At 68.7% G+C, this 16,470-nt stretch carries 15 protein-coding genes; 4 read left to right on the forward strand and 11 right to left on the reverse strand.

Annotation, left to right across the window (positions count from 1 at the left end; all coding sequences use genetic code 11):
* Positions 1-4 precede the first annotated feature (4 nt).
* Genes nrdR through rpiB form a run of 3 tightly spaced genes read right to left on the reverse strand, consistent with a single transcriptional unit; the run spans position 5 to position 2,273 of the window.
* A complete protein-coding gene (nrdR, locus tag IBL25_RS01020; RefSeq protein ID WP_187776680.1) occupies positions 5-475 on the reverse strand; it encodes a transcriptional regulator NrdR in 471 nt (156 codons plus the stop codon).
* A 24-nt stretch (positions 476-499) separates the two neighbouring features.
* On the reverse strand, positions 500-1,804 hold the full coding sequence (gene glyA, locus IBL25_RS01025; RefSeq protein WP_187776681.1) for a serine hydroxymethyltransferase: 1,305 nt from the start codon (positions 1,802-1,804) through the stop codon (positions 500-502).
* A gap of 4 nt (positions 1,805-1,808) precedes the next feature.
* A complete protein-coding gene (gene rpiB / locus IBL25_RS01030) occupies positions 1,809-2,273 on the reverse strand; it encodes a ribose 5-phosphate isomerase B (protein ID WP_187776682.1) in 465 nt (154 codons plus the stop codon).
* A gap of 157 nt (positions 2,274-2,430) precedes the next feature.
* Between rpiB and hemB the strand changes: the two genes are divergently transcribed.
* Positions 2,431-3,432 (forward strand): porphobilinogen synthase, encoded by a 1,002-nt coding sequence (hemB, locus tag IBL25_RS01035; RefSeq protein ID WP_187776683.1) that lies wholly within the window; start codon positions 2,431-2,433, stop codon positions 3,430-3,432.
* A gap of 36 nt (positions 3,433-3,468) precedes the next feature.
* Here hemB and IBL25_RS01040 read toward each other — a convergent pair whose 3' ends face one another.
* The 6 genes from IBL25_RS01040 to IBL25_RS01065 form a co-directional block, all read right to left on the reverse strand.
* Positions 3,469-4,626 (reverse strand): alpha/beta hydrolase, encoded by a 1,158-nt coding sequence (locus tag IBL25_RS01040; protein ID WP_187776684.1) that lies wholly within the window; start codon positions 4,624-4,626, stop codon positions 3,469-3,471.
* A 90-nt stretch (positions 4,627-4,716) separates the two neighbouring features.
* A complete protein-coding gene (locus tag IBL25_RS01045; protein ID WP_187776685.1) occupies positions 4,717-5,559 on the reverse strand; it encodes an alpha/beta fold hydrolase in 843 nt (280 codons plus the stop codon).
* Positions 5,552-6,754 (reverse strand): CaiB/BaiF CoA transferase family protein, encoded by a 1,203-nt coding sequence (locus IBL25_RS01050; RefSeq protein ID WP_187776686.1) that lies wholly within the window; start codon positions 6,752-6,754, stop codon positions 5,552-5,554. The genes IBL25_RS01045 and IBL25_RS01050 overlap by 8 nt, the downstream gene beginning before the upstream one ends.
* A gap of 33 nt (positions 6,755-6,787) precedes the next feature.
* A complete protein-coding gene (locus IBL25_RS01055) occupies positions 6,788-8,107 on the reverse strand; it encodes an SLC13 family permease (protein ID WP_187776687.1) in 1,320 nt (439 codons plus the stop codon).
* A gap of 86 nt (positions 8,108-8,193) precedes the next feature.
* Positions 8,194-9,669 carry a malonyl-CoA decarboxylase gene (locus IBL25_RS01060; RefSeq protein ID WP_187776688.1) on the reverse strand — a complete coding sequence of 492 codons (1,476 nt, stop codon included), beginning with the start codon at positions 9,667-9,669 and terminating at the stop codon, positions 8,194-8,196.
* Between the two features lie 116 nt (positions 9,670-9,785).
* Positions 9,786-10,448, reverse strand: coding sequence for a GntR family transcriptional regulator (locus IBL25_RS01065; protein ID WP_187776689.1), 663 nt, complete (start codon positions 10,446-10,448; stop codon positions 9,786-9,788).
* A gap of 126 nt (positions 10,449-10,574) precedes the next feature.
* On the opposite strand from IBL25_RS01065, the gene IBL25_RS01070 reads away from it, so the two are divergent.
* The 3 genes from IBL25_RS01070 to IBL25_RS01080 all read left to right on the forward strand — a co-directional run bounded on the left by IBL25_RS01070 (position 10,575) and on the right by IBL25_RS01080 (position 14,255).
* The gene (locus IBL25_RS01070) at positions 10,575-12,086 is read left to right on the forward strand and encodes an aldehyde dehydrogenase family protein (protein WP_187776690.1); all 1,512 of its coding nucleotides are present in this window, start codon (positions 10,575-10,577) and stop codon (positions 12,084-12,086) included.
* Positions 12,087-12,149: 63 nt separating this feature from the next.
* Positions 12,150-13,430, forward strand: coding sequence for an AmpG family muropeptide MFS transporter (locus IBL25_RS01075; RefSeq protein WP_187776691.1), 1,281 nt, complete (start codon positions 12,150-12,152; stop codon positions 13,428-13,430).
* 135 nt (positions 13,431-13,565) lie between these two features.
* Positions 13,566-14,255 (forward strand): CBS domain-containing protein, encoded by a 690-nt coding sequence (locus IBL25_RS01080; RefSeq protein WP_187776692.1) that lies wholly within the window; start codon positions 13,566-13,568, stop codon positions 14,253-14,255.
* A gap of 26 nt (positions 14,256-14,281) precedes the next feature.
* Here the strand turns inward: IBL25_RS01080 and IBL25_RS01085 are convergent, their stop codons facing one another.
* Positions 14,282-15,469 (reverse strand): GAF domain-containing sensor histidine kinase, encoded by a 1,188-nt coding sequence (locus IBL25_RS01085; protein WP_187776693.1) that lies wholly within the window; start codon positions 15,467-15,469, stop codon positions 14,282-14,284.
* Between the two features lie 66 nt (positions 15,470-15,535).
* A complete protein-coding gene (locus IBL25_RS01090) occupies positions 15,536-16,468 on the reverse strand; it encodes an AEC family transporter (protein WP_187776694.1) in 933 nt (310 codons plus the stop codon).
* Positions 16,469-16,470: the final 2 nt, after the last annotated feature.

A 16,470-nucleotide genomic window follows, 5' to 3' on the forward strand; every position in this document is an offset into this window, starting at 1 on the left:
TTCTTCAACCGTTATCGAGGTCGGCGGATTTGCCCAAGGCACCCAGGAAAGCCTGGAAGTCCTTGGCCTCACGAAAATTCCGGTAGACGGAGGCGAAGCGGACATAGGCTACCGGGTCCAGTTCCTTCAACGTCTCCATCACCATTTCGCCAATGGCGCGGCTGGTGATCTCACTCTCGCCCTCGGCTTCCAGGCGGCGCTGGATGCCGTTGACGATGCGGTCCACCCGGTCCTCATCCACCGGCCGCTTGCGCAGGGCCACGCGGATGGAACGGGCCAGCTTGTCCCGGTCGAAAGGCACGCGGCGGTTGTCCGACTTCACCACCGTCAGCTCGCGCAGCGTCACGCGCTCGAAGGTGGTGAAGCGGGCGCCGCAGGAGGGGCAGGACCTGCGACGGCGGATAGCCGCCCCGTCATCGGCCGGGCGGCTGTCCTTTACCTGCGTATCCTCGCTGCCACAGAAAGGACAGCGCATGGCCCCGCCCCCGCCCCTACCGGCTCAGGCCTTGTAGATCGGGAAACGGGCGCAGAGGTCGAGGACCTTCTGCCCCACTGCCTTCTCCACCGCCTCGTTGCCCTCCGGCGCATTGGCCTGGCTCAGGCCCTTCAGCACCTGGCCGATGAGCTGGCCGATCTCGCGGAACTCCGCCTCGCCCAGCCCGCGCGTCGTGCCGGCGGGGGAACCCAGGCGGATGCCGGAGGTCACCGCGGGCTTGGCCGGGTCGAAGGGAACGGCGTTCTTGTTGCAGGTCAGGTGCGCGCGGCCCAGCGCGGCCTCGGCGGCCTTGCCGGTCAGGTTCATCGGCCGCAGGTCCACCAGCATCAGGTGGTTGTCGGTGCCGCCGGTGACGATGCCGGCGCCCTGGGCCTTCAGCTCCTCGGCCAGGGCCTTGGCATTGGCCACCACCTGCTGCGCATAGGCGCGGAACTCGGGGCGCAGCGCCTCGGCAAAGGCCACGGCCTTGCCGGCGATGACATGCATCAGCGGCCCGCCCTGCAGGCCGGGGAAGACGGCGCTGTTGATCTTCTTCGCCAGCGCCTCGTCATTCGTCATGATCATGCCGCCGCGCGGGCCCCGCAGGGTCTTGTGCGTGGTGGTGGTGACGATATGGGCGTGCGGCACCGGGCTCTCATGCGCGCCACCGGCGACGAGGCCGGCGAAATGCGCCATGTCCACCATGAAATAGGCACCGACCTCGTCGGCGATCTGGCGGAAGCGGGCGAAGTCCCAGGCGCGGGAATAGGCGGAACCGCCGGCCACGATGACCTTGGGGCGGGATTCGCGCGCGATGCGGGCGACTTCCTCCATGTCGATCATCTGGTCTTCCTGCCGCACCGTATAGGGCGCGACCTTGAACCACTTGCCGGACTGGTTGGCGGCGGAGCCATGGGTCAGATGGCCGCCGGCGGCCAGGTCCAGGCCCATGAAGGTGTCGCCCGGCTGCATCAGGGCGAAGAAGACGGCTTGGTTGGCCTGGGCGCCGCTATGCGGCTGCACGTTCACGAAATTCACGCCGAAGAGCTGCTTGGCGCGCTCGATGGCCAGCGTCTCGACCACATCCACATATTCGCAGCCGCCGTAGTAGCGTCGGCCGGGATAGCCCTCGGCATACTTGTTGGTCAGGACGGAGCCCTGGGCCTCCAGCACGGCGCGGGAGACGATGTTCTCGCTGGCGATCAGCTCGATGCCGTCCTGCTGCCGCACCAGCTCCTGGCCGATCGCCTCCAGGACCTGCGGATCGGCCTCGGACAGCGGGGCGGAGAAGAAGCGGCTGGCACCGGCCAGGGGGGAGAGGTCGTTCATCGGCTCAGGCCTCCTGGCCAGCGGGGGAAGGGTTGATCTTGGCCACGCGGCGCGCATGGCGCCCGCCCTCGTAAGGCGTGGTCAGGAAGGCGGCGAGGCTGTCGAGCACCACTTCCGGCCCTGTGGTGCGGGCGCCGAAGCAGGCGACATTGGCATTGTTATGGGCGCGGGTCAGGCGCGCCTCGGTGGTGCCGTGGACCACCACGGCGCGGACATCGGGATGCCGGTTGGCGGCGATGGACATGCCGATGCCGGTGCCGCAGACCAGCACGCCGAAGGCGGCCTCCCCCTTCGTCACGGCCTGCGCCACCTGATGGGCGAAGTCGGGGTAATCGACGCTGCCATCGCCATGGGTGCCGAAGTCGCGCACGGGATGGCCCGCCGCCTCCAGCGCCGCGCGCAGGTTGTCCTTCAGGGCGACGCCGGCATGGTCGGCGCCAATGGCGATGGGAGTTTCGGCCGGATTCATGGCGCCTCCGTTACCACGGCTTGCGTCTCTGTGAAACATGGCCCACCAGCCCTCGCGTGCAAGGCCGAAGCGCGGGTCTGGCATGGCGCGGTGAAGGGTTTCCCCGCCTGCCATGCCGTGGCACTCAATGGAACACCCGCTGCGGAGACATTCGGAGATGATCCAGCCCTTTGGCGCCTTCCCCAACCTGCGCCCGCGCCGCAACCGCCACGATGGCTGGACCCGGCGGCTGGTGGCCGAGAATCGCCTGTCGGTCGATGACCTGATCTGGCCGATCTTCGTCATGGAGGGGAATGGCGCCCAGGTCTCCGATGTGGCCTCCATGCCCGGCGTGCAGCGCGTGACGCTGGAGGCCCTGGCGAAGCACGTGGCCCCCGCGGTGGAGCTGGGCGTGCCGGCCATCGCCCTCTTCCCCATGACGCCGCCGGAGAAGAAGGACGCCGAGGGCACCGAGGCCAAGAACCCGGACAACCTGATGTGCCGCGCCGCCCGGCTGCTGAAGCAGGAATTCCCGGACCTTGGCCTGATCGGCGACGTGGCGCTCGACCCCTATACCGACCATGGCCACGACGGCGTCATCCGCGACGGCTATGTGGCCAATGACGAATCGCTGGAGGTGCTGGCCACCCAGGCACTGGTGCAGGCCCAGGCCGGCATCGATGTCATCGCGCCCTCCGACATGATGGACGGTCGCGTCGCCGCCATTCGCGCCAGGCTGGACGGGGCTGGGCTGATCCATACCCGCATCATGTCCTATGCCGCCAAGTATGCCTCCGCCTTCTACGGCCCTTTCCGGGACGCGGTGGGCTCCGGCGGCGCGCTGAAGGGCGACAAGAAGACCTACCAGATGGACCCCGCCAATTCGGACGAGGCCCTGCGCGAGGTCGCCATGGACCTGGCCGAGGGCGCGGATATGGTGATGGTCAAGCCCGGCATGCCCTATCTGGACATCGTGCAGCGGGTGAAGGCCGAGTTCCGGGTGCCGACCTTCGCCTATCAGGTCAGCGGCGAATACGCCATGATCATGGCCGCCGTGCGCAACGGCTGGCTGGACGGTGAGCGGGCGATGATGGAGAGCCTGATGGCCTTCCGGCGCGCCGGGGCCGATGGCGTGCTGACCTATTTCGCGGTGGAAGCCGCGCGGGTCCTCAAGAAGTAGCGGCGGGGGCGCGGCCGGGCCGCGCCCCCTGCGCCGTCAGCTCCGGGGCATGCGGCGGCCTTGCGGCTGGCGCGGTGCCACCGTGGCGGCGGCAGGGGCCACGAAGGCCGCCCGCAACTCGCCAGCCACAAAACGCTGCGCATCGCCCGCCTTGCTCAGCACGGCCGGGTCGGCGCCGAAGAACTCGTGCGTCACGCCCTCATAGTCGCGATAGGCCACCTGCACGCCGGCCTGTTGCAGCTTCTGCGCCAGCATCTGCCCCTCGCTGCGCAGCGGGTCGATCTCGGCGGTGACGATCACCGCCTTGGGCAGGCCGCGCAGCTCGGCATTGCCGACCACGTTCAGGCGCGGGTCCGTCTTCTCGGCGGCGCTGCCGGCGCTGTAGTTGTTGGCGAACCACTGCAGCATGGCCGCGTTCAGCGGGTTGGCCCGGACGTTCTGGGTATAGGACGGCGTGGTCATGTCGGTGCCGACCAGCGGGTAGATCAGGCCCATGGCCACTGGCAGGGGCGCCCGCGCTTCCCGCGCCATCATGGCGACATTGATGGCCAGGTTGCCGCCGGCACTCTCGCCCACCACCGCGATGCGGGTCAGGTCGCCACCCAGTTGCGCCGCGTTCTGCACGGCCCAGAGGTAGGCGGCATAGGCGTCGTTATGCGCGGTGGGGAAGCGGAACTCCGGCCCCTGCCGGTAATGCACCGCCAGCACGATGGCACCGGTATCCGCCGCCAGCGCGCGGGCCGAGGCATCGTAGGTATCAAGGTCGGCGATGACGAAGCCGCCGCCATGGTAATAGACGATCATCGGCAGGCGCGGCAGCGGCTGGCCACGCGCGGGCTCCGGCTGCGGGACATAAACGCGGGCCTGCAAGGGGCTGGCCGAGCCATCGGCGCCGGGGATCTCGAGGTTGCGCACCTGGGGGATGGGGCGCGGATCGGTCCTCAGGCCAAGCTGGCGCTGCCGCACCTTCACGGCATCGGCCAGGGTCGGCTGGCGGCGGGCCTCGGCGGGGGTAAGCGTCTCGATGGGACGCGGCTTCAGGGAAGCCCAGGCCTCCAGCAACGCCCGCATCTCAGGGTCGGCACGGCCGGTGGGGTCAGCAGTGAGGCTCGGGGCCGGATTGCTGGCGCAAGCCGAGAGTGCCGCCAGCCCGAAGGGCAGCAGCAGACTCGCGCGGCGGGTGAAGGTTTGCATCCGGGGGGGCTCCTTATCGCGCCGCGCCCATACCGTCGCGCGGCTGTCGCGGAGCCCAACGTCCCGCCCAGGCCCAAGGTTGCCCTGGACTCAGCCGCGCAGGAAGCCGCGGATCGCGCCCGTCTGCGCCGGGTCCATCAGCGCCGGCGCATGCCCGCAGCCCGGCACCGTCAGCAGCGTGACGCCCGGCCTCGCCGCCATCCGCTCCGCCGTCTCGGCCGTCAGCAACAGGCTTTCGGCGCCACGCAGCAGCAGCACCGGCAGGTTCAGCCTGTCCCAAAGCGGCCAGAGCGCCACGTCGGCAAGCGGTGCGCCGCGCATCGGCGTGGCGATGGCGGGGTCGTAATGCAACACCAGCCTGCCGTTGGGCGTCGCGCGGGCCGAGGTCTCGGCCAGGTGCCGCCACTCGGCTGGGGAGAGCGCGCCGAAGCCGGCATGGATGGCGCGCAGATGCGCCTCCACCGCCGAGACATCCGCGAATTCCGGCTCGCTACCGAGATAGGCGCCGATGCCCGCCAGCGCCGCGGCCGGAATGGCGGCGCCGACGTCGTTCAGCACCATCCGGCGCAGGCCATTGCCCGGCACCGACGCCACGCCCAACCCGATCAGCCCACCCATGGAAGTGCCGACCCAGTCGTAGCTGCCGAGTTCCTGCAACAGTGGCCGCAGCACCGCCAGATAGGTCGGCACGGCATAGAGATTGCCGTCCGGCAGCCAGGAAGAGAGGCCGCGCCCCGGAATATCCGGGCAGATCACGCGGCGGCCGTCCTCGGCCAGTTCGCGGGCCAGGATGTCGAAATCCCGCCCGGTCCGCGTCAGGCCATGGACGCAGACCACCGGCGCGCCATCCGCCGGCCCCCATTCGGCCCAGCGGAGTTCCACCGGGCCGAAGGGCAGCAGGACGCGCAGCGCGCCGATGCGGGGTTCAGACAATCTTGTCCGCCTTGAGCTTCTCGATCTCCGCCGCGCTCATGCCGAGGGAGGCCAGCACCTCCTCCGTATGCTGCCCCAGCACCGGGGCGGCGGAACGGTAGTCGGGCGGCGTGGCCGAGAGCTTCACCGGGTTGGCGATGACCGTGACCTCCTGGCCCGAGGCATGGTCCATCTTCACCAGCATCTCGCGCGCCTGCACATGCGGGTCGGCGAAGACGCGGTCCAGCGTGTTGATCGGGCCGCAGCCGATCTTCAGCGCCTCCAGCTTCGAGATCCACTCGTCGGTCGGCATGGTCTTGGTGACGGCGGTGAGCGTCTCGGTCACCAGGGCGCGGTTCTGCACGCGGGCCGCGTTGGTGGCGTAGCGCTCATCGGCCAGCAGGCGCTCAAGGCCGAAGTTCTTGCAGAAGCGCTCGAAGGTCGGGTCGTTGCCGATGGAGAGCACCATGTAGCCATCGGCCGTCGGGAAGACCTGATAGGGCACGATATTGGGGTGCTGGTTGCCCAGGCGCGGCGGGTTCTGACCGGTGGCCAGGTAGTTCATGCCCTGGTTGGCGAGCCAGGCCACATGCGTGTCCAGCATGCCGATGTCGATCTGCTGCCCCTGCCCCGTCTCCTGCTTGTGGCGCAGTGCCGCCAGGATGCCGATGGTGCCGTAGAGGCCGGCGAAGAGATCGGCGACCGGGATGCCAACCTTCTGCGGCTCGCCCTCGATCTCGCCGGTGAGCGACATGACGCCGCCCATGGCCTGGATCAGCGCGTCATAGCCCGGGCGGGGCGCATAGGGGCCGGTCTGGCCGAAGCCGGTGATGGAGCAATAGATCAGCCCCGGGTACTTCTCCTTCAGCTGGTCGTAGCCCAGGCCGTACTTGGCCAGGGCGCCGACCTTGAAGTTCTCCACCAGGATATCGGCGTTCTCCAGCAGCTTGTGCACGATCGCCTGCGCCTCGGGCTTGGCGATGTCCAGCGTGATGGACTTCTTGTTGCGGTTGACGCCGACGAAATAGGCGCTCTCCCGCGTGTTCGGCATGAAGGGCGGCGCGAAGCCGCGCGTATCGTCGCCGGCCTCGGGCCGCTCGATCTTGATCACCTCGGCGCCCAGGTCGCCCAACATCTGAGTGCAGGTGGGACCCGCCAGCACCCGCGTCAGGTCCACCACGCGGAGGCCCTTCAGCGGGCCGGTCGGTTCGGTCATGTTTTTCACTCTCTCAGTCTGCGGTGTCGGATATCACAGCCAGCCGGGCACGATCAGCACGGCCCAGGCGAGCGCGGGCCCGGCGACGACCACCAGCCCGCTATAGATCAGGAAGCGGCGGAACAGCTTGTCGCGCTCGCCTTCCGGCGCATTGGCCAGCACCAGCGCGCCATTGGTCGAGAAGGGGCTGACATCCACGATGGTGGCCGAGATGGCCAGCGAGGCGATCATGCCCACCGCGCCGATCTCGCCGCCCGCCAGGAAGGGCACGGCCAGCGGGATGATGGCACCCAGCACGCCGGTGGAGGAGGCGAAGGCCGAGACCACGCCGCCGATATAGCAGAGCAGCAGCGCCGCCAGCAGCGGCGAGCCCAGCCCGGCCACGCCATTCGAGACGCTGTCGATGGCGCCCGACTTCTGCAGCACGCCGACATAGGTGATGACGCCCGCGATCAGCAGCACGGTAGACCAGCTCACCTTGTCGATGGCGCCCTTCTGCGCATTGGGCGAGAGCAGCGCCAGGATGACGGCGATGGTGATGGCCACCATGCCCACATTCAGCCCGAAGGCCAGCGAGCCGACGCCGAGGATGATCAGGCCCGCGAGGGTCAGAAGCTGGTCGCGCGTCGCACCCTTGGGGATGTGGTGCTCGTTGTTCGGCGCGGCGGGGGTGCCGCCATGGCCGGTGACGGGCAGCGAGGCACGGCCGCCTTCCTCGAATTCCTCATGCGGGCCGGTGTCGCGCCGGCCGATCAGCTTGGCGCCGCCGAAGGCAAAGAAGACGCCGATGGCCACGACGAGGTTGAACAGCAGGCTGGCCAGGAACAGCGCGGTCTCGTCGCCCGGCAGGCCGGCGCGGTCCACGATCTGGTTGGTGATGCCGCCATAGATGGAGATGGGGGAGAAGCCGCCGCCCTGGGCGCCATGCACCACCAGCAGGCCCATCATCAGCGGGTCGATGCGGTAGTGGCGGGCGAAGCGCAGCGCGATGGGCGCGATGATCGCCACCGCCGCCGGGCTGACCGCGCCCACCGCCGTCAGCACCGCCGCCACGCCGAACATCACCCAGGGAATGGCGACCACGCGGCCGCCGACCATCCGCACCGCCCAATGCACCAACAGGTCGATGGTGCCGTTCTTCTGCGCGATGGCGAAGAGATAGGTGATGCCAACCAGCGTGACGAAAAGGTCGCCGGGAAAGCCCGCCAGGATGGCATTGGCACTCATGTTCACGAAGAACGTGCCGATCAGGAAGGCCAACGCGAAGGCCAGGGCCCCCATGTTGATCGGCAATGCGGTGCCGACGATGAACATGATGACCAGCCCCAGGATTGAGGCGATGGCAGGAGACACGGCGGACGTTCCTTGTTGCTTGTGGTCTTCGGCGGCTGGCCTCGCGGCCAGAGCCCTTCGTCATCCGGCCCGGGGCCGGCGGTGGTTCAGGCGGCGGGCTTCTCTCCGTTCTCGGAGGAGCCGCCCAGCAGGCGCGGAAGATAACCCGAACGTCCCTTGGGCGGTACCAGGGCCGGCAGCGACAGCATGGCATCCACCGCCGCCGAGCGCGCCACGGCACCGGAGCGGGTGAAGGCCTCGTGGTTCGCCTCGATGCTGTCGGGGTCGTAGAGGTAGTTGACCATGATGCCGTAGGATTCGGTCATGCCGCGCGGCGCGGTATTGCCCAGCCAGTTGATCCGCTCCAGCCGCGCGCCATTGCCCAGGTGGAAGCGCGCCACCGGGTCAATATTGCCCATGCCGGTGTTGGGCCGCGTCAGGTATTCGGCCACCAGGCGCAGCAGCGGCGGGCGCAGCGCGGCCTCCTTCGCCGGGTCCAGCCACCATTCGCCGGAGGCCATGGCATCCAGCACGGCGGCGCCCGTGGGCTTCTCCGCGCCCTCCTCGACAGGGTGCAGGGCCAGGATGGCGGCCTCTTCCTCCGGCCGCAGCACATCGGCGCTGCGCTCCAGCCGCCGCTTCAGCCAGCGGCGGAAGCCGGGCACGGGCGAGAGGGTGGAGAAGAACTTCACCTGCGGCAGCTCAGACTTCAGTTCCTCGACCACCTGCTTGATCAGGAAGTTGCCGAAGGAAATGCCACGCAGCCCGTCCTGGCAGTTGGAGATGGAATAGAAGATCGCGGTATCGAAGCCCGGCGCCGCGCCATCCACCGGCGAGAGCAGCGGCTGGATGGCGCCGGCGAGCCCCTTCACCAGCGCCACTTCCACGAAGATCAGCGGCTCGCCCGGCAGGGCGCGGTGGAAGAAGGCGAAGCAGCGGCGGTCCGGCGCCAGGCGGCGGCGCAGGTCGTCCCAGCCCAGGATCTCATGCACCGCCTCGTAGTCGATCAGCTTCTCCAGGATCGCCGCCGGCGTGTCCCAGTCGATCCGCCGCAGCTCCAGGAAGCCGCGGTTGAACCAGGAGGAGAAGAGGTGGTGCAGGTCGGTATCCAGCGGCTTCAGCTCGGGCTGCTTCTTCAGCACCTGCAGCAGCTCGCGCCGCATCTCGACCAGCGTGGCGGTGCCGCCGGGCGCCATGTTCATCCGGCGCAGCACTTCTTGGCGTGGCGGCTCCGCCTTCTCGAACAGGGCTGTGGCGTTCGCGGCGGAAGGATCGTCCAGATAAGCCTGCGCGGCGGCGCGCAGCGTCGCCTCGTCGGGCACGAATTCGCTCGCCAGGAACTGGCGGAAGGCAGCGCGGTCCTCGGCGTTGAGGTCATGCAACACCGAGAGCAACTCCCGCGCCACCGCCGCGCCAGACGCCTCGCCTCGCTCCGACAGCAGGGAGCGCGCCAGCAGCTCGGCCCGGACAAGAGGTGGCCGCGCGATGCCCGGAACATCGGCATAAGGGCGGCCACGGTCGGCGATGCTGGACCACAGACGCTCGATCCAGGTGCGGGCACCCAGGGTGATGTCGATCGGCATGTGCTTTCCCCCGCTAAGGCGGTTGTGCTGGCCAGGCAGTATTGGGCAGCCTGGGGAAAGGGCCAATGCAATTATGCGCGTGTCGGCTAATTCCTGGCCGCCGCATGCACAGCCCGTCAGGAATGGGCCCGGCGCATATACTGAGCGAGGGCCGCACTGGCGGTGAGCATATGCACCCGCATCAGCTGCGCTGCCTCCTCCCCCGCGCCGCGCAGGACCTGCTCCAGGATCGCGCCGTGCTCGGCGAAGCTGCGCTCGATGCGCCGGTCCTCGTGGAACTGGGCACGGCGATAAGGCGCCAGGCGCAGCCGCAGGGCCAGAGCATGATCCGCCAGCACGCTGTTATGGGTGCCGCGATAAAGCAGGTTGTGAAAGGCGCGGTTGTATTCGTCATAGGTATCCAGCGCTGCCTCGTCCGGATGGAAGTCGGCATGGAGGGTCTGCAGCCCGAAGCGCTCCGTCGCCGTCATCCGGAAGGTGGCCAAGCGGGCACACATGGCCTCGGTCTCAGCCATCAGCTCGAACATCTCGGCCAGCTGCTCCTGGGTCACGGAAGCGACGCGGGCGCCCCGGCGCGGCTCGATCACCACCAGCCCGGCGGCCGCCAGTTCCCGCAGCGCCTCCCGCGCCGGGGTGCGGGAGGCACCGAAGCGTTCTGCCAGGGCGCTTTCATCGATGACGCTGCCGGGGGCCAGACGGCCGGCGGTGATGTCGTCCGCCAGCCGCAGGCGAATGGTCTCGGCCAGGGTGGCGGGAGCGAGGGTGGTGCTACGTGTCATGTCACGCCCGATGCTGCCTTGCCCGTGCTTCGCGCGAAAGGGCCTGGACCGGGACGACTTGCGGCCTCGGCATGGGCAGCGCATGGTCGCGGCGGCCCCAAAGTGTCACCCGGGAAGGAATAGTTCATGCTCGATCACCCGAACCCCGCGCCGGAAGCCCCGACCCTCGACCCGCATGCGCTGGCGAAAGCGATCTCCGGGTTCCATTTCATTGGTGGGCGCTATGCCCCGGCGCAATCCGGCCGTCGCTTCAATGTGGTGAATCCCGCCACCGGCGAGGCCGTGGCCCAGGCCGCCGATGGCGATGCCGCCGATGTGGAAGCCGCCGTCACCGATGCCGCCCGCGCCCAGAAGGAATGGGCCAAGGTGCCCGCCCGCAAGCGTGGCGCGCTGGTCTACCAGGCCGCCAACCTGATCCGCGAGCATGTCGAGGAACTCGCCCGGCTGGTGGCGCTGGAGACCGGCAAGGCGCTGCGCACCGAAAGCCGTGTCGAAGCCAACAACGTCGCCGATATCTTCGAGTTCTTCGGCGGCCTCGGCGGCGAGCTGAAGGGCGAGACCGTGCCCTTCGGCCCCGACGTGCTGAACATGACGATCCGGGAGCCGCTCGGCGTCGTCGGCGCCATCATCCCCTGGAACATCCCGATGATGCTGATGGCGCTGAAGGCCGCGCCCGCCATCGTCGCCGGCAACACGGTGGTGGTGAAGTCGGCCGAGGAAGCGCCGCTGGCCGTGCTGCGCATCGTGGAGCTGATGAACCGCGTGCTGCCGCCGGGCGTGTTCAACATCCTCTCCGGCCAGGGTCCGGAATGTGGCGCGCCGCTGGTGGCGCATAAGCTGGTGAAGAAGGTGACCTTTACCGGCTCCGTCGAGACCGGCAAGATCATCGCCCGCGGCTGCGCCGACAAGCTGATCCCGGTGACGCTGGAGCTGGGCGGCAAGTCCCCCATGATCGTTTTCGCCGACTGCGACTTCGAGAAGACGGTGGCCGGCGCCCTCACCTCCATGCGCTTCACCCGCCAGGGGCAGAGCTGCACGGCGGCCTCCCGCATCTTTGTCGAGCGCCCGATCTACGAGAAGTTCGTGGCCGAGATGGCCAGGCGCGTCGATGCCATGGTGATGGGCGACCCGCTGGACGAGAAGACGGACATCGGCACCATCATCTCGCCCGAGCAGTTCTCCAAGGTGCGCGGATTCATTGAGGAAGGCGAGAAGACCGCCGGCGCCACCGGCCGCGCCTGCTCCGCCATGCCGAAGGACCCGGCGCTGAAGAAGGGCCTGTTCATCCAGCCCTATATCTTCACCGGCCTGGACAAGAGCAGCCGCCTGGTGCGCGAGGAGATCTTCGGCCCCGTCACCGTCGTCTTCCCCTTCGACGATGCGGAAGCCGTGCTGGCCGAGGCCAATGACAGCGAGTTCGGTCTCGCCGCCACGGTCTGGACCAACAACATGAAGATCGCGCTGCGCTTCGCCCATGCGCTGGAAGCCGGCCTGGTGCAGGTGAACCAGAACCTGGTGGTGCAGCCGAACCTCTCCTACGGCGGCGTGAAGGCCTCCGGCCTTGGCAAGGAAGCCAGCCTGGAATCCATGCTGGAGCACTTCACGCACAAGAAGACCATCATGGTGAACATGGCGTAACCACGCCTTTCCCACGCGCGCGGCGGTAGGAAATCCGCCGCGCGCGTGGCAGTTTGCCGGCCGATGCGCACGCTGGCCCTGTTCAAGAATCCCCGCTTCCTCGTGATGCTGGCGCTCGGCTTCTCGGCCGGGGCGCCCCTGCCGCTGGTGCTGGGCATCCTGCGCCGTTGGATGACCGAATCCGGCATCTCGCTGACCGAGATCGGCATGACCGCGCTGATCGGCCTGCCCTATTCGCTGAAATTCGTCTGGTCGCCGCTGCTGGACAATGCCATGCCGCCGGCCTTCCGCTCCTGGGGCCGGCGGCGCGGCTGGCTGGCGGTGATCCAGCCGCTGCTGATGCTGGCTATCCTGGCCATGGGCGCCTCCGACCCCGTGCTGATGCCGCTGGCCACCGTCTCGGCCGCCATCGCCGTGGCTTTCCTCTCGGCCAGCCAGGACATCGTCATCGACGCCTATCGCATCGAGTTCCTCGAGGAACGCGAGCAGGGCCTCGGCCTCGCCTTCTATGTCTGGGGCTACCGGCTGGCGCTGCTGGCGGTGGGCGCGGGCGTGCTGGCGCTGTCGGAATACACTGGCTGGTTCTGGGCCTTCGCCTATGCCGCCGCGCTGATCCTGGTGGGCTTCCTGGCCGTCTGGCTGGGGCCGGAGGTGCTTTCCCCACGCCCGCCGGGTGCCAGGATGGGCCTGGGCCAGCGCATCCGCACCGCGCTGATCGAGCCCTTCACCGATTTCATGCGTCGGCCCTATTGGCTGGCCATTCTGCTCTTCGTCGCACTCTTCAAGCTGGGCGAGGCGTTGGCCGCCGTGATGGTCACGCCCTTCCAGACCCAGCTCGGCTTCACGCGGGTGGAGGTGGCGCAGGTCGGCAGCGTCTTCGGCCTCTTCGCCACGCTGCTGGGCGCCCTGGCCGGTGGCTGGCTGGTGGCGCGTCTCGGCACCGCGCGGGCGCTGGTGCTGACCGGGCTGGGGCAGATGCTCTCCAACGTCATGTATATCTGGCTGGCCTATGCCGGGCACGACATGGGCGTCTTCTACCTGCAGACCGGCGTGGAGAACTTCACGGACGGCCTGGCTGATGCCGCCTTCCTGACCTACCTCTCGGCCCTGACCAGCCGGGCCTTCACGGCCACGCAATACGCGCTGCTCTCCTCGCTGGCGGCGGTCGGCACCCGCACGGTGGGCGCCTTCAGCGGCTCCCTGGCGGAAGCCATGGGCTGGCCAGCCTTCTACTTCATGACCATGCTGGCGGCGCTGCCGGCCATGGGCATCATGCTTTTCCTGCTGAAGCGCCTGCCGCCGGCAGAGCCCGCCGGCCGGCCCGCCGCCGCCCTGGTGGATTAGCTTCCCTTAGCCATTCAACCATCTCCCGCCTTTCGGGCGCCGGCCTTGCCGCGCGTCCTGCATGCCTGCGCCATAACCCTGGCAACAACGTTCCGGCATCCCAATATGAAATGAAGAAAACATAAGAGGAATGTCATGCTCGCCAGCGACATCATGACCACCTCCGTGGCCACCGTGCCGCCGGAGACGCCCATCTCCGCTATTGCCGCGCTTTTCGCGGACCGGGGCATTTCCGGCGCCCCTGTGGTGGATGCCGACGGGCGCCTGCAAGGCATCGTCACGGAAGGCGACCTGATGCGCAGCCTGGCCGCGGCGGAGGACAAGCCGCGCCACTGGCTGAGGAACCTCTTCGGTGCCTGGCAGAAGCAGGCCGAGACTTACGCCCGCACCCATGGCCGCCGTGCCCGCGATGTCATGACCACGCGCGTCACGACCGTCACGGAAAGCGACACCGCCGAGCATATCGCCAGCCTGATGGAGCAGCAGCACATCCGCCGCGTGCCGGTGCTGCGTGACGGCAAGCTGGTTGGCGTCGTCTCGCGTGCCGACCTGATGCGGGCGATCCTTTCCTCCCCGGAGCAGATCGCGGCCGATGTGCCGGATACCGAGATCCGCCGCGAGGTGGTCAATGCCATGTGGGAGCAGCCCTGGGCCGATACCTACCTCACCTTTGTCGACGTCAGGGATGGCGTGGTCACGTTCCACGGCTTCTGCCGGTCGGAGGAAGTCTGCCGCGCGCTGCGCGTGCTGGCTTCCAAGGTCCCGGGGGTGAAGGATGTCAGCTTCGACGTGGTTCCAACCCCGCGCTTCATGCTGGGGCGCTGACCGCCGCCCGGTGTGGCGCCGGGTGACTAGCCGGCCGGCATCCGGAAGGTGAAGCGAGTCTCGGCCAGCGAGGACACCGCGCCCAGCGTGCCGCCATGGGCGCGGGCGATCTCATCCGCGATATAGAGGCCGAGGCCGAGCCCCTGCCCCGCCTGCTTCGTGCCCGCACGGAAGAAGGGGCGGAACAACTCTCTCATCACGGCGGGCGGGATCGGCTCTCCGGCATTGGCCACGGAGAGTTCGAAGAAGGCACCATCCATCCGCCCCTGCACCCGCACCGGGCTGTCCGGCGCGCCATGGGTCAGGGCATTGGCCAGCAGGTTGGACAGCAACTGGCCGATACGGCCAGGGTCGCAGCGCAGCGCACCCACCGCGTCCAGGTCGCTTTCGATATCCCGGTCCGGATGCGCGCTGCGAAGCTCGGCGATCACCTGCTCCAGCATCGCCCGCACCGGGGCGGCTTCCTGCGGCTGCAACACCAGCCCACCGCCCAGGCGGCCACGGGCGAAGTCGGTGACGTTGTCGATCATCCCCGACATCCGGCTGACGCTGCTCTGGATCATGCCGATCAAGGGCTGGGCTTCATCCGGCAGCGCCATGCGCAACAGCATGCGGGAGGCAGCGGCGATGGAAGCCAGCGGGTTGCGCAGGTCATGCCCGAGCACCGCGACGAACTGTTCCCGCAGGCCGCTGCTTTGACGCTCGTCCAGCAGATCGGCCTCGCTGGTGTCCAGCCGCCGCAGGGCGTCCAGGTGGAAGGCGATCAGGTCCGCGAAGAGCTGGAACATGCCGGTGACTTCCGGCGTGTTCAGCCGCATCGGGCGGGGATCTATGGCGCAGAGCGTGCCGAAGAAGCTGCCATCCGGCAGCATCACCGGCACCGAGATATAGCTCTGGAACTTATAGAGCGAGGGCGTGTGGTGGCGGCAGAAGAGCGGGTCCTCGGCCACGTTGTCGATCACCACCGGCACGCGGCTGTCACGGATCTCGTTGCAGATCGTGGTTTCGATCTTCAGCTCGCTGCCCGGCTTGAGGCCGAAGCCGATGTCGTCGCGCACGCTGCAGGCGATCCAGCGGTCCTCGGTCACCCGCGCCACGGCGGCGAAGCCCATGCCGGTTGTCCGGCAGACCACGTCCAGGATGGCCGGCACGGCGTCGATCCTCGCTACCGCGGCAACATCCGTGGCGAGGACATCATCGGTGGCGTCGCTCATTACGCACCATGCTAGCCCTTCCCGCCATCAACGTCACGCCTCGGGCGCGGTGCGGCAGCAGAAGGGCTAAACGGCCCAGGCCAGGTAAAGTGAGACCGTCAGCACCGAGAGCACGGTGGTGACCAGAATGGTCGCGGAGGTGACACGTGCATCCCGCCGGTAATATTCGGCCAGCATGAAGGGCCCGGTGCCGGTGGGCAGGGCCGCCAGCAGCACGGCGGTGTGGACCGTGGCGGTGGGAAGGCGCATCGCCACCGCCAGCAGCCAGACCAGCGCCGGCATGGCCACCAGCTTGCCGCAGGAGAGCAGCAGCGTGGCATTCAGGTCCCGCCCACGCACCATGCCTTGCTGTGCCAGGAACACCCCCAGCGCCACCAGGGCGCAAGGAGATGCCGCCGCGCCCAGCAGCTTCAGGAAGGTCTCCGCCGGCGCCGGCAGCCCCACGCCCAGGCCGGAGGCCGCCGCCCCCAGCGCCGGAGCCACCAGCAGCGGGTTGCGGGCCAGGGCACGGCAGACCTTGAGGGCGAGGCGGCCGGGGCGCCGCTCCTCCTGCAAGCCCACCTCGATGCAGATGATGCCCTGTGCGAAGGCGACGCAGACGGTCAGGATGGTGCCGATGGTCACCAGCGGCAGGCTTTCCGGCCCCAGCGCCACCAGGCAGAGCGGAAAGCCCATGTAGCCGGAATTGGGATAGGCGGCGTTCAGCCCATCCAGGCTGGCATCCGCCAGCGGCCGGCCCAGCGCGCGGCGCAGCGCCACCGTGGCGGCGAAGACCAGCAGGGAGCCCAGCCAGAAGGCCAGCACGAAGCCCGGCTGCCACAGGGTGGACCAACTGGTATGCGCCATGATGTCGAAGAGCAGCGCCGGCAGCGCCACCCAGACCACGAAGCGGTTCAGCTCCGCCATCGAGGCCGGGCCCAGCACGTCCCCCCGCCGGCAGAGGTAGCCCAGCAGGATCAGCCCGAAGACGGGCAGGACGACGCCGAGCGTGGTGAGCACGC

It is taken from the genome of Pseudoroseomonas ludipueritiae, from assembly GCF_014490445.1.
GTDB classification, from domain to species: Bacteria; Pseudomonadota; Alphaproteobacteria; order Acetobacterales; family Acetobacteraceae; genus Pseudoroseomonas; species Pseudoroseomonas ludipueritiae.

Excerpts from the sequence above, each read along its gene's own strand:
- nrdR (WP_187776680.1), bottom strand. The coding sequence starts at position 475 with ATGCGCTGTCCTTTCTGTGGCAGCGAGGATACGCAGGTAAAGGACAGC.
- glyA (WP_187776681.1), bottom strand. The coding sequence starts at position 1,804 with ATGAACGACCTCTCCCCCCTGGCCGGTGCCAGCCGCTTCTTCTCCGCC.
- rpiB (WP_187776682.1), bottom strand. The coding sequence starts at position 2,273 with ATGAATCCGGCCGAAACTCCCATCGCCATTGGCGCCGACCATGCCGGC.
- hemB (WP_187776683.1), top strand. The coding sequence starts at position 2,431 with ATGATCCAGCCCTTTGGCGCCTTCCCCAACCTGCGCCCGCGCCGCAAC.
- IBL25_RS01040 (WP_187776684.1), bottom strand. The coding sequence starts at position 4,626 with ATGCAAACCTTCACCCGCCGCGCGAGTCTGCTGCTGCCCTTCGGGCTG.
- IBL25_RS01050 (WP_187776686.1), bottom strand. The coding sequence starts at position 6,754 with ATGACCGAACCGACCGGCCCGCTGAAGGGCCTCCGCGTGGTGGACCTG.
- IBL25_RS01060 (WP_187776688.1), bottom strand. The coding sequence starts at position 9,669 with ATGCCGATCGACATCACCCTGGGTGCCCGCACCTGGATCGAGCGTCTG.
- IBL25_RS01065 (WP_187776689.1), bottom strand. The coding sequence starts at position 10,448 with ATGACACGTAGCACCACCCTCGCTCCCGCCACCCTGGCCGAGACCATT.
- IBL25_RS01070 (WP_187776690.1), top strand. The coding sequence starts at position 10,575 with ATGCTCGATCACCCGAACCCCGCGCCGGAAGCCCCGACCCTCGACCCG.
- IBL25_RS01075 (WP_187776691.1), top strand. The coding sequence starts at position 12,150 with ATGCGCACGCTGGCCCTGTTCAAGAATCCCCGCTTCCTCGTGATGCTG.
- IBL25_RS01080 (WP_187776692.1), top strand. The coding sequence starts at position 13,566 with ATGCTCGCCAGCGACATCATGACCACCTCCGTGGCCACCGTGCCGCCG.
- IBL25_RS01085 (WP_187776693.1), bottom strand. The coding sequence starts at position 15,469 with ATGAGCGACGCCACCGATGATGTCCTCGCCACGGATGTTGCCGCGGTA.